Here is a 13,035-nt window from a genome sequence, read left to right on the forward strand (position 1 = left end):
ATTTAGAAAAGTTGTTTTATCATGTTTAAGTTGGGAATAAAATATGTGTTAAAAATTCGTAATTGATTGGTTTTTATTTAGTTTAAAAGTGATTTATTTATGTTAAATTAATTTATTTTGATTTTAGTTTGAATATTTTACATATATTTATAATCCAATTCAAATAACAATAACATGAAAAAAATTCTATTTTTTATTGCTGTAAGTGCTGCAGCGATAAACTTAAATGCACAAGTGAGTTTAGCTGCAACGTCAGGCACAACGACAGGAACATATACTACATTAAAAGATGCATTTGATGCAATTAATGCAGGAACCCATCAGGGAGCTATTAATATTAGTATTACAGCAAGTACTACGGAAACTGCGACGGCGGTTTTAAATGCAAGTGGAGGAACAACAAGTTACACTTCTGTTGCTATAAAACCTGCAACGGGAGCAACTCCAACAATTTCGGGGAATTTGGCAAGTTCAACGCTTGTAAGAATTCTTGGAAGTAATATTACGTTGGACGGAAGTAATACCGTCTCAGGTACAACGCGCGATCTTACATTTACCAATACAGCCACAACAGCTCCGCAGGTCATTAACTTCATAGCGACAACTGCAGCGGCTGCCAATACGAATATTGTTGTTAAGAATTTAAATATCGTTAATGGTATCAATACTTCTTCAGCTTTTATCATGTATGATGGGAATACAACACCTACGGGAGGATATTTTAATAATGTTACCCTTCAAAATAACTCCGTAAAAAAATCTTATATAGGAATGTATCTGTTTACAGCAATCGCTGCCGGTAACGGAGCAAATACTTTGGTTACAGGAAATGATTTTACTGCAACAGGCGCAGATGCGAACCGATTGGTAGGAATATATCTGCAAGGATTAGACGGAGCAACAGTTACCAATAATACGATTGGGAATTTTGAAACCGCAAATGCCGAAATCAAAAGAGGTGTTTGGTTTGCAACGGGAACGGTGAACTCATCAATAACCTCAAATACAATTACAAATCTTGGGTATACTGGTACATCTGCAGGAGGAGCAACAGGAATTACGGTGACATCGGGAAATACAGGAGCGTCAGCAGCTGCTAATGTTATCATAAGAAGTAATAATATTAACAATTTTACTTCAAGCGGAACGGGTACTATCTTTGCCGGAATTTATGTAGCCGGTACAGCTACGAACGGGGTAATTATCGATAAAAATAAAGTAAGTACAATTAAAAATACGAATATAAATGGCTACGGTTCACAAGGTATTTATGTAGCTTCTACAAATGTTGCTGCAAATACTTTGGTATCCAATAATATTGTAAATGGTATTTCAGGATATGGATACGCTGCAGCTGGCGGAGTAAATGATAACGGTAACGGAATTGTAGTCGGCGCAGGCGGCGGTTATAAAATATATTACAATACTGTTGTGATGGACGCGAGTCAGACCGTAGCAGGAAGACCTTCTGCATTTAATGCTTTGTCAACTGTGACTGCTGCAGGAGCAATTGATTTAAGAAATAATATTTTTGTAAACAGCCAAACACAGGCAGGCGACAGATATACAGTTTATTCAAGTTCTGCGAATACAATTTTCTCTAATATTAATTATAATGATTATTATTCTTCAGGAACAAGTCTTGGGTTTATAGGTTCTGCAAGAGCTACTTTAACAGATATGCAAACAGGTTTCGGAGGAAACGTGAATTCTCTTAATATTCTTCCTGCGTTTGTTTCTGCTACAGATTTTCATTTAGCTTCTTCGGGTAATTCTACTCTTGATAATAAAGCAACACCGGTTCCGGAAGTTACGGTAGACGCTGATGGTAATGCCAGAAACGCAACAACACCGGATCTTGGAGGTTATGAGTTTGTTACAACTGTTTTAGCGGTACAGGATGTTGCTAAGAAGAAACTTAATTATTATCCAAACCCTGTGGTAGACTTTATCTCCATTAATGATGTGAATAAAATCAAAAATGTAGAAGTATACAATACGGTTGGACAAAGAGTGATTGTTGAGAATGTAAATTCAGATAAAGCATTAATTGATATGAGAAAAGTACCTACTGGAACTTATATCTTGAAAGTTAATTCTGAAAAAGAATCACAATCCATAAAAGTTATAAAAAGATAAAACCAAATAGAATTAAAATTATGACCCGGCTTTTAAGTCGGGTTTTTTGTTTCTTTTAAGTGATAAATAGTGAATTTAGAAACTTGCCTTCACCTGCATACTTCCGATATGTATGGTTCTGTCTCCGGAATTTCTTCCTTCGTAATTTAAGTTCAATTGTAAGAAAGAATTGATCGCCTGTTGAATGAAAACACTCCAAACCTGGTTTTTACCCGGCTTTAATCCATCCAACATTTGGTTTCCAACGATGCTGAAGTTATTTCCATTAAAATTATTATTAATGAAAGAGAAATTCCCTCTGATGGAAGTTTTCTTGCGATCCCATTGTATCGTTCCTGTGATGTCAAAAGCCTTCAATAGTTCCTCGCCGTCCATTCTTTGCTTTTGACGGAAAGCAGACGATAATTCAGCCTGAATGGCATCCGTAAATTTATAAGTCGCCTTTGGCTTAGTCTCAAAATTATTCAAACGATAATCTCTCGTTGCAAACAACTGTGAAGAGTTTTGAATATCATGAACAGAATTTTCCCAATCTACCCTGAACTCTTTATTAAACCAATATCCAACATTTAAGAAATGAGAAACCTGCTCTCTTTCTTCATTACTGAAATTGGCGTTGATGAGGTTGTCGTTGGAAATAAAACGGTAGTTACCATTCCAGCCGGATTTTTCTGTCGGACTGAACTGAACCGAGGCTAATATGTTTTGATTTTTTAGAATTTGGTCAGCATTTTTCTCAAACGGATTTATTACCAAAACCTTATCTTTTTTGTAGAATGAGTTTTGAGAATTTAAGGAAATATTAAAATTCCAACGCTTTAAAAATTTATTTTCAGAATTAAAAACAATAGACGGATTTACAAATAAAGCCAACTGAATTTTATTTTTATTGGATGGAATATACCGCACAGAATTCGTGTAAACTCTTATGTATTGTGCTAAATCCGAATATTCTGCAATTTCAAATTCGTCAAGCTGCTGAACGCCGTCACCATTGTAATCGGTCCATTTATAAATACCTTGTCCGTCCGTAACCTTTAAATATTGGAATTCTCTTTGCGCTTCCTGTCCGTTTCCTAATTCATAAAACGCCTGCAAACGCATACCGTTTCTGAAAAGCTGTTGATTGTAAAGAATATTCCCAACCACGAAATCATTGTTTCTTGATGCATCAATATCCTGATTTTGATAGAAGAATTTTCTGTAATGAATTAAAGCGTTTAAAGTTGTTTTTTCAGTTTTGATGATCTGACTTTCTGCCATGAAACCTAAAATATTATTCATGTTTTGAAGTCTGTTGTCACGCACCGAGTCATTATCTCTCATGTAGACTCTTGCCAACAATTTCGTTCTGGTACTGTCTCCGATTTTCTTCTGAACAAATAATTCTTTCCAACTAAAACTTGTAACATCCATCAATTGGGTGTCGTTATATTTTTTCTCGTTGTGTTCCATACTTCCACCGACTGCCCAGCTTCCTTTTGCACCTGTGAATTCTGTAGAAACACCACCTCTGATGAATTTTGTATCCTGCTGAATAGCGTTTGTATTCAAATAAGATAAATTTCCTTTTGTGAAGAATTTTCCTTTGATCCAGCCAAAATCCAGATCATTTTTCATTCCTTTATAAGAATCCTGTTCGTCCAGATAGTTGATGCGGTAGTTTAAGGTAGATTTATTATTCCATTTGTTTAAAAAGCTGAAAATAAATCTGTTTTGCGTTCTTCCGCTAAATTCCTGAGCTAAATTGAAATCTCTCGAGAATTCAACATCATTAATTCTGTCTAAAATATGGAATTGCTTATCTATATATTGATACTCAAAACTTGGAGTACCTTTCCAGTTATTTTTTGTGAAAGTTTTATTCCCGAAAATACGTCCGGCATACCCAATATTTTGGTCTGAATCTTTTGAAGAGAATAAGTTTAAATCATAATTACTCAATGAAAAATCCGCTCCTATTTTTCCATCTTTTAGTAAAAATTCAGAATTTACAGAATAGACCTGAGATTTTTGTGGTGAAGGCAATTTTCTCACGGCTCTGTAATCTCCCGCATTTGGTCCTACATATTCGAAAACACGACCGTTATTGGTAGTTTGTGTAATTTTATAATCTCCAAGATTGATCCCGAAATAAGTAAACGAAACCTGATAAAGCGTTTCATTAGGATCTGTGGAAAATTCATAGAAACTTCCATTGCCGTTTTGTGATAATTTGTATAAAATCTTATTGACATCATATTCAGTAATCACACCTGACGGAGCATACATTAAATTAGGATCATTTCCTGCGTTGGCTAAGATCTGTTCGTCTTCTTTAGAAAGATTAAGAGCTAGCGGAGCATTTTTGTTATCATTTTCCATGAACCAGCTTAGGCCGACTTTTAATTTTTCTCTCTTATGCTCAAGTTTTCCTGTGAATAAATATCTCGAATAATTTCTATTCGCGTAATTATAAGAAATAGTAATAAAGTTTTGCTGGAAAATTGGTCTAAAACTGGTAAAAGTTACCTCGCCCGTATTATAATTGATTATATAGTCTTGGTTTTCACCACGCTTCATTAAAATACCGTCAATAAAAACCTGTTCAGAACCTGAGATCAGGGTGATAAACTGTTCGCCATTTTTCCCTGTTAAACGATAAGGCCCTTGGTTACCTTCAACCCCTTGAAAACGAACTCTATGGAACTCACTTCGAGCCACACCCATTGATACATCTACAAAAGTTTTATTATCCTTTCCGAATTCTGTCTGGAACTGAAGTCCCATGCTTCGTCTCTGGTATTTTGCGAAATAGTTTTTAGATTCATTAAGATCAAGATGCCCGGCTCTAAGAATAGATTTATCCTTTATATTAAGCTGCATGTAAATCTTATCAAATTCCTCTAAAGTCTGCGTGTATCCATCTGCCTGAATTGGTAAGTTATGATCAGAAATACTGGCTAAAATAGTTACATCTTTAGAAAGTCTCCCGGAAATTTGCAGATCCATCGAACTTTGTACAGACTGTCCCTGATTGTTACCAAAAGTTATCCCTCTAATAATAGAACCTTTAGAATTTAGTTCGCCCAAAAATCTTTTTTTATCATTTTTAGCAAGAACCGCTTCGTCTACAATAATTCTGTTGCTGGTTCTTACAAAGTCTAAAGTATCTTTTGTGAAAATATCCTGTTCAAGTCTTGCGGCGAGAATACTGTCCTTTTTTATACTGTCTTCCGGAATGTTAGGATTTTTCCACGAAAAAACCTGAGCATTTCCCAAGAATAGGCCCATGAAAAACAACGAGAATAATAGAATAAAATTCCGCAAGGTTTTAATAATAATTGGTAAAAATACTTAAAAAATGTTAATGGTAAGCCTTTTAGCATTATTAACAAAAAATTAACCTAATTATTGTTTCAAATAAAAAAATCTACGTAATTTTGTCATGTAAATTATTAATAATTAAAAATTTAAGTTATGAAAAAAATCTTTACAATTTTAAGTATTGTACTTATTTCGGCTATTTCAAATGCTCAGACAGTATTTAGCGCAACATTTGATGATGTATCAGGAACAGGTGGAAATGATGGTGGATGGAGTGGAAGTGTAGCTGCTTCTGGATTTGCAGATGGATCTACATCTTATACAACTGGAGGAGCTTGGACTTTGGCAAAGGCTTACAAAGGTAACCAGTGTGTTAAAATGGGAACAGGTTCTTTAAAAGGAACAATGACTACACCGTCAATCACTTTAACAGGAAACGGTACTTTAAGTTTTAGAGCTGGAGCTTGGAATGGAGCAAGTGAAGTTACTACTTTAAACATCTCTGCTACTGGTGCTACATTAAGCCAGGCTACTGTAACTTTAGCTAAAGGGGCATTTTCTACTTATACGGTAAATATTACAGGTGCTACAGGTGCGGTAACTCTTACTTTTGAAGGAAGTGTAGCTGCAAATAATAGATTCTTTATTGATGATATCATTGTAACTACTGGTTCTTTGGCTACTGCGGATTTTGCTAAAGCAAAAGGAAGCTTCGTTAAAAACACTTTCGTTAAAAATGAAGGAATTACTTTCGGATCTCAGGCTAAAGATGTAAAAGTTTACAATATGTTCGGACAAGTTGTAAAAACTTCTTCTGTAAAAGAAAATGAAACTTTAAACGTTGCTGAATTAGCAAAAGGTAACTACATCGTTACAGGAACTGTAAATAACCAACCGGTTTCTCAAAAAATCTTGAAAGACTAATCTGAAATATTTTTTAAATATACAACCGCTGTTTCATTGAAGCAGCGGTTTTTTTGTTTAATTAAATCTTAATTAAATGCATGTATTAATAACAGATACTATTATTTAAAATTAATTATGTTGTGTTTAATTTAAAAAATTCAATATATTATTGATTTTAATTAAAGTTTTTCGGTATTGTTTTTGCATTTTCATGATAACACCACAAAAATCGTATTATCATGAAAAAACTTTTTACTATTATCGGATTAGTTTCGACGGTTGCATTAATGGATGCTCAGATTGTTATCAGCGAAATTTACGGCGGCGGCGGAAATTCGGGATCAACATTAAAGAATGACTTTATAGAACTGAAAAATATTGGTTCGGCGACAGCTACTTTAACAGGAGCAACCATTCAATATGCTCCGGCTGTTGGAGCTTTTACTCAATATCATAATTTACCAAGTATCACTTTGAGCCCCGGACAGGCTTATCTTATTCAGGAAGCAACTGGGGGCGGCGGAACGGTAGATCTCCCAACTCCGGATTTTATCGCTACAACGGTTATTAATTATAATGGAACTCCAAATCCTTCGGTCGGAATCGGAATAGCCGTTACTTCTGGAAAAATTGTTTTAGCTAGCAATGCCACGCAGGTTACTGGACCAACAGCTACAAATGTGTTAGATTTTGTAGGCTATGGACCTACAGCGGATCAATTTGAAGGTCCGGGACCGGCTCCATCACCAACTACGACAACTTCAATTACAAGAATCTCGGGTGATACCAATAATAATGTAGTTGATTTTACCATTGCAACGGCTTCTCCGGGTAATTCTTCCGGTGGAACATTGGCTGTTACTGATATTTATAATAATACTGGGAAATTCAATTTCATCCAAAATGGATTTGTCAAAGAGAATGAATTGATGTTCGGAACTGAAGTGAAAAATGTGAAAATCTACAACTCTGTGGGAGCGATTTTAAAAGCTACTTCTGCGAAAAATATTTTAAGTTTAGATGTTTCTGATCTACCAAAAGGAAATTATATTGTGACAGGAACTATTAATAATGAACCTGTTTCTCAAAAGATATTAAAAGATTAGTTTAAATAATTTTTGTACATGAAAACAGCTGCCATTCGTAGCTGTTTTTCTTTTTTAGTACCAACCTCTTCTCGCAGCATTGATGATTGAGCCTAAGTTAAGAACCAATGTATATCTAATTCTTTTTGCGTAATCTTTAAATGAAGGTTCAAAACCTAAAGAAGACTGAATCGGGAAGTATACCTCAAGGAAATCAGGAATTACTCTTACTTTTACGCCTGTATCCCAAATAAACTGTGTCGGTTGATCTTTATTTTTATAAACACCTGCATCAGCATACACATGAAATATTTTCCAAACACTTGAATCTACGTTTACAGAGGTAACCCATTTATTGACACTTCCGGGAATAAATGATTTGAAACCACCATCAGCCAAAATAAACTGCTGGGATAAAATTCCACTGTTGGCACTTTGACCTAAAAGATTATAAGAAAAAGAGTAGTCGGAAACTCTGGAAATACCGTAGTTGAAAGTATTATTTCGGGTTTCATTTCTCAGGAAATATCCTCCGAATAATCTTACACTTAATTTTTGTTTTGGAGCAAACTCCCATCTGTAAAAAGCTTCTGCGGTGATTTTGTTAAAATCTTCCATTCCTTGCGTACTTACGCTTAAACTTTTTTCGTGAATCATCTGATTGTCGGAATATCCATAACCCACACTCCAGAGATTGTATTTATCATAATCGCGATTGGCAATCATTAAAGGGCTTAAATCTCTTTCAAAATAAGTATAAGAAAGACCAATTCCTCTGCTCACCGTACTTCTCGGGTTTTTCCTGAAATTGATATTAGAAAAAATAGACGCTTTTCTGTAAGCAAGATCATAATCATAATGAAAATAAGATCCCGAAACTCCAAAGGTTAAACTCCTCAGAATACTTTCGGCAGGCAGAAAAGAGTAGGAGACAGATCCTGAACCAGTCAGTTGCCCTGTACCTGTACTGTAAGTTGGAGTTACAGAGTATAAAAACTTCTGATCAAAAAAAGATTGATTTTTAAAATTAAATCCGATCAAAAATTTGTCATAGGTATTATTAAAACGAACTCTTGGACTTACATAAATTTCATTGAATTCAGGATTCGGAATATCTTTTATCAGTTTTAATTTGATCTTTTTTGTATTTGAAAAGAATCCTTTTGCATAAAGAAAATTATCTCTATACTTCGATTCAGGAAAAATAAAATCGTTGTTTAAAGTGATCTTGTAAATATCTAAAGCTGGAATAGAAAACATTTTTGTGTTTTCATTTTCGTCGGTTTCTATCCAATATTCTTTTTTCTCTTTTGTTTCCTTGGTTTCGGTTTCCAGCTTCACAGGAATTGAGGAAAGCGTGTTTTTGTAGATATTGATATTTAAAGAGTCATCTTCTTTTTTAAATCTTTTCAGTTTAAAATTAACCCTGTTTTTATGTTCAAGAAAATCAGTTAAATAACTTGTTGTTTTATCTTCCTGAGAAAGTTCTTTTAAGAAATCCTTTGGATTAATTTGTTTATCGGTGTTTTCAGCAATATAATTCTTTAACAGGGTATTGAATTTTTCATAACCCATTTTATCAGCCGAATAATTGAACAGACTTCCTGTTTCAAAACCACTGATGGCCATGTCATTAAAATTACTTAAAACAGTAAATTTTTCATCAATTTTCTGATCAAGATTTTGAGACATGATATATTGATACGCTAAACCGTAACGGTCAATCAACTTTACTTTTGAAGCATGGAACAGTTTTAAAGGTTTTACGCCGAAGACTTTAGTTTCGGGTAAAGTTCCTAAAAGTTTTGTTTCAGAGTAAAATTTATTTAAATATTGAATTTCAAGATAAGATTTTAAACCATTTTTAAACCAATGGTTATCCTGCTTGTCTGTGATAATACTTTCGTCAAGAATTTTTTTAGCAATGATCCCGAAATAATCCATATCCGTTTTTTCAGCTTCGGTAAAAAGTCTGAATCTGAATTTCAAAAACGTAATGTCATTGTTTCCGAAGAAATCCTCTTTATCTCTGAACTTTTCTGAAATAAATATTCTTTCAGGAATAGAACCTATTTTTTCTTTAATGAATTTTAAATGTAATGGTAAATAAAATTCTAAATTTTGTTTTTCTTCCGGTTTTAAATTATATCCAAATTTAACCTCAGTGTTGATGTCGGAAGTATTGATTTTTATGGAAGGAAATTCATTTTGTGAGATCAGGAATTCAGGGTCAGAATCTAAATATCCTTTAAAAGAGTTCATCTGGATCTGTTGAAGATTACTTTCGATGAAATAATTTACAGGAATGTCAAAATTGACCGTCCAAAAGGTATTGAAGCTGATAGATTCCTCAATATCATGATAATTTCTCTGAGAAATATTGTCCGGATCAAAATGATCCGGAACAATAAAGAAATATTTTAAAGCTATATTTTTATCAGATGTTCCGTAGCCTGTAAATTTTTTATCAGGTAGCTGCATCTGATATTGCAGTTGTAATTTTACGCTTTCGCCGGGCTTTAAAGTCTTAGTCAAAGGAAGAAAAAGATTCTCTTCTGATATGTTATTTACAGAAATATCCTGATTGTCGAAACTTTTAATGTTTAAACTTAAAAGTTTTCCCTGTTCTTCAGGTTTTGCGAAATGCAGATCATTATTTCTGTCTTCCAGTTTTCTGTAAACCAGCGAAGTTCCTCTTTTTCTGTAAGCCGAAACCCAGTTTAAAAGCTTTACGGTATTTAAATCTTTTTCGGAATTATTGTAATAAACGAGTTCCTGATTAATGTTCAGCGTTTTTTTATCCGAAGACAATTTGGCTTCAATATAAATGCTGTCTTTTTGCGCAGAAACCTCTACAACACCCAAAAACAAAACAAGACAAATACTAATACTTTTTTTCAAAATTCTGATAAAGTACCAAATATAACTTATTTTGAAGAGATTTCGTAAGATTTTAGTTCTGAATTGCTTTTTTTTCTAAAGAATTCAAATATGCTTTCCAACCTTCGTTTTTATACGTGATAGAAGCCTGTTCAGGATTATCAGATTTATAAATTCCTCTTCCTACAATAATAAAATCTGTGTGAAGCGTTTTAAATACATGCTCCGGAGTATTATATTGCTGTCCTTTTCCGTCTCCTGAATCTGCTAAATTCACTCCCGGAGTAAACAATAAGATCTCCTCAGGAATAGCGTTTTGAGAAACACCTCCAATTACATTTGGATGAGATAAAGCTACTTTAAGCGCTTCTTCTCTATAACTGTTGGTTGTTAAAGTTCCTTTTGAAGACATTCCGATGATGGCAACAACTCCTACATTTTTGAAACAATCCAACGATTCAAAACCTCCGATAACTTGAGAAGTCACGAAATCTGCCCAATCTGTAATTTTGAAAACTCCACTTGTGAACTGTAATTCCTGAGTGTTTCCGATGTCAGCAAATTTTCTGTCTTCCATTAATAAAAACTGATATTTTTGAGCCAAAGCTTTTAATGGAACGATTGTTTTTTCGTAATCGAAATCAGAAATAATATCGATGTGAGTTTTTAATGCAATAATATTCGGACCTACTTTTTCTGCCAATTCCAACAATTCCTGAGTTGTAGTAACGTCAGCAGAAGCTATAAGGTTTGATTGTTTTGCTAAAGCTGTCTCTAATAATTTTTTAGAAACCGAATGTTGAGCATTTTGTAATTTCTGTTCGTAAGAAGATCTTGTTTTTTCTTCAAACTGAATATGATTCCCTTGAAGGAAATCCTGAATTCTTTTTACTTCTTCATCGCTAAGATCTCCAGTTTCCTGAAGAATTTCGCAAACTTCTGAAATGTTGAAAAGGGTATGAACTCTAAATCCTTTGTTTTCTAAAAGTTGTTTTCCGCCTTGTTCTCTGTCTAAAACGACAACGATGTCAGCAACTTTAAGGTCTTCCTGCTCGATTTCAGCGATGGTTTCTACTAAAGATTTTCCGGAAGTAATTACATCTTCTACCAAAAGACAGTTTTGTCCTTTCTGGTAAATTCCTTCAATCATTTTTTTAGTACCGTAATCTTTTGCTTCTTTTCTTTTGATAATCAATGGAATGTAGCTTTCCAAAGACATAGCTGTTGCCATTGGAAGTGCAGCGTAAGGAACTCCGCAGATCAAATCAAAATTATCTAAAGGAAGCATTTCCAATAAATAATTAGCAAGATTTTTTAAAATTTTAGGATCTGAGGCTAAAGGTCTTAAGTCTACATAAAACGGACTTTCAATACCACTTTTTAAAGTGAATCTTCCGAATTTAATGATACCTAGCTTGTAGCACTCCAAAAAGAATTCTTTTTTACTTTCCATTATTTTTTATTAGATGTTGCAAATTTAAGGATTTGAAAGGGAACTTTAAAATGTGAAAGGGGAATTGTCAATTTTGCTTTGCAAGTGAATAGTCAATTGTCAATTGTTTGCGGTTATTTGCTAGTTTAAATTATTAAAATTGACAGCGAAGCTAATTGACTTATTCACTATTAACAAAAAACCATTCCTTTTTCGGAATGGTTTTTATTTATTTTAATATTTGCGCGTCAATTACTTTTGTTTGACCCGAGCTGTATTCCTTTTCGGCTTCCCAAAGTAAAAACTTGTCGACTTCTTTTACCAATTTAGGAATCGTTAGTGACAAAACTGCCAAGTCATCCAAAACTCCCAAAACAGGTATTGCAACCTCTGGTAGTAAATCAATTGGTGAAATTACATAGACAAGACCTAATAATGGTAGAATAATATCAATGGAATTCACGGGATAATCTCCTTTTCTCCACATTTTTATCATCCTGAATATATCAGGGATTTTTTTTACGAAACCTTTATGGCTAATGGCTTCTTTTGCCAAATTTAATTTTGAATACTTCATTGTGTGTTTAGTTTTAAAATAATTTTTTCAACTATACAAATTTCGCAAATTCCGTACCAACTCAATAAAAATTTTAGTTAAATATTACTTAATAATATTATCAATGAATTGATGGGTAGATTCTGTGTTCCAGTCTCTTGAAGCATCTTCTTTTATAAGGATTCTTCCGCTTTTATCTAAAAGAAAAGTAGTAGGAAATACTTTCGGCAACAGTTTTTCTGAGATCGGACTTTGAGCGATATAAACGGGAACGTTATATTTATTTTCTTCTAAAAACTTTCTTACAGCCGGTTCCTGGTCATTCATTGCAATTAAAACAAAATCTACATTTCCTTTTCTTGTGTCATATAATTTTTGAATTGAAGGCCATTCTTTTCTACAAGGCGGACACCAAGTTCCCCAAAAATTCAAGAAAATTGGTTTGTCTTTGAAGTTTTTAAGATTCGTGCTTGGAACATTGATTCCTTTTAATTCGATATCATAATCTTCTTCACTGATGTGTACCGCATTTTCAATCGTCGCGATCGGGAAAAACAAATCTTTAAGAGTGTCTTTGACTCCCGGAACAAAAGCGATCACGCCGATAATGGCGATCAAGACTATATAAATTATATTTTTTTTCATTTTTATTTTTTGATAAAAATTGTTTAAGCTTAAAAATTAGGTTAAACTTATGAATTTAAGCGCTCATTTTATCATTCCGTAGAAAT

Annotated in this window: 8 protein-coding genes; 3 read left to right on the forward strand and 5 right to left on the reverse strand. The window is 33.6% G+C overall.

Annotation, left to right across the window (positions count from 1 at the left end):
• Window positions 1-174: 174 nt before the first annotated feature.
• Window positions 175-2,139, forward strand: a complete 1,965-nt coding sequence (locus tag AC1Q7L_RS16265; protein WP_492307759.1) for a T9SS type A sorting domain-containing protein — start codon at window positions 175-177, stop codon at window positions 2,137-2,139.
• 75 nt (window positions 2,140-2,214) lie between these two features.
• Here the strand turns inward: AC1Q7L_RS16265 and AC1Q7L_RS16270 are convergent, their stop codons facing one another.
• On the reverse strand, window positions 2,215-5,412 hold the full coding sequence (locus AC1Q7L_RS16270) for a DUF8818 domain-containing protein (protein WP_492307760.1): 3,198 nt from the start codon (window positions 5,410-5,412) through the stop codon (window positions 2,215-2,217).
• A 186-nt stretch (window positions 5,413-5,598) separates the two neighbouring features.
• Between AC1Q7L_RS16270 and AC1Q7L_RS16275 the strand changes: the two genes are divergently transcribed.
• Window positions 5,599-6,369 carry a T9SS-dependent surface endonuclease, AS87_RS02955 family gene (locus AC1Q7L_RS16275; protein ID WP_492307761.1) on the forward strand — a complete coding sequence of 257 codons (771 nt, stop codon included), beginning with the start codon at window positions 5,599-5,601 and terminating at the stop codon, window positions 6,367-6,369.
• Window positions 6,370-6,590: 221 nt separating this feature from the next.
• On the forward strand, window positions 6,591-7,457 hold the full coding sequence (locus AC1Q7L_RS16280) for a lamin tail domain-containing protein (RefSeq protein WP_410692993.1): 867 nt from the start codon (window positions 6,591-6,593) through the stop codon (window positions 7,455-7,457).
• A 54-nt stretch (window positions 7,458-7,511) separates the two neighbouring features.
• On the opposite strand, the gene AC1Q7L_RS16285 is transcribed toward AC1Q7L_RS16280, so the two are convergent.
• The 4 genes from AC1Q7L_RS16285 to AC1Q7L_RS16300 form a co-directional block, all read right to left on the reverse strand.
• Entirely contained in the window at window positions 7,512-10,337 is a 2,826-nt protein-coding gene (locus tag AC1Q7L_RS16285; protein WP_492307762.1) for a gluzincin family metallopeptidase, read from the reverse strand.
• A gap of 52 nt (window positions 10,338-10,389) precedes the next feature.
• Window positions 10,390-11,769 (reverse strand): orotidine-5'-phosphate decarboxylase, encoded by a 1,380-nt coding sequence (gene pyrF / locus AC1Q7L_RS16290; RefSeq protein WP_492307763.1) that lies wholly within the window; start codon window positions 11,767-11,769, stop codon window positions 10,390-10,392.
• Window positions 11,770-11,977: 208 nt separating this feature from the next.
• Entirely contained in the window at window positions 11,978-12,325 is a 348-nt protein-coding gene (locus AC1Q7L_RS16295) for a YkvA family protein (RefSeq protein ID WP_410692990.1), read from the reverse strand.
• A gap of 84 nt (window positions 12,326-12,409) precedes the next feature.
• On the reverse strand, window positions 12,410-12,949 hold the full coding sequence (locus AC1Q7L_RS16300; RefSeq protein ID WP_492307764.1) for a TlpA family protein disulfide reductase: 540 nt from the start codon (window positions 12,947-12,949) through the stop codon (window positions 12,410-12,412).
• Between the last annotated feature and the right edge of the window lie 86 nt (window positions 12,950-13,035).

This window comes from Chryseobacterium sp. GW823-FHT05E08 (genome assembly GCF_058795655.1).

What these genes read in the sequence shown, in the direction of transcription:
- AC1Q7L_RS16275 (WP_492307761.1), top strand. Translation starts at nt 5,599, where the DNA reads ATGAAAAAAATCTTTACAATTTTAAGTATTGTACTTATTTCGGCTATT.
- AC1Q7L_RS16270 (WP_492307760.1), bottom strand. Translation starts at nt 5,412, where the DNA reads ATGGGCCTATTCTTGGGAAATGCTCAGGTTTTTTCGTGGAAAAATCCT.
- AC1Q7L_RS16295 (WP_410692990.1), bottom strand. Translation starts at nt 12,325, where the DNA reads ATGAAGTATTCAAAATTAAATTTGGCAAAAGAAGCCATTAGCCATAAA.
- pyrF (WP_492307763.1), bottom strand. Translation starts at nt 11,769, where the DNA reads ATGGAAAGTAAAAAAGAATTCTTTTTGGAGTGCTACAAGCTAGGTATC.
- AC1Q7L_RS16265 (WP_492307759.1), top strand. Translation starts at nt 175, where the DNA reads ATGAAAAAAATTCTATTTTTTATTGCTGTAAGTGCTGCAGCGATAAAC.
- AC1Q7L_RS16280 (WP_410692993.1), top strand. Translation starts at nt 6,591, where the DNA reads ATGAAAAAACTTTTTACTATTATCGGATTAGTTTCGACGGTTGCATTA.
- AC1Q7L_RS16300 (WP_492307764.1), bottom strand. Translation starts at nt 12,949, where the DNA reads ATGAAAAAAAATATAATTTATATAGTCTTGATCGCCATTATCGGCGTG.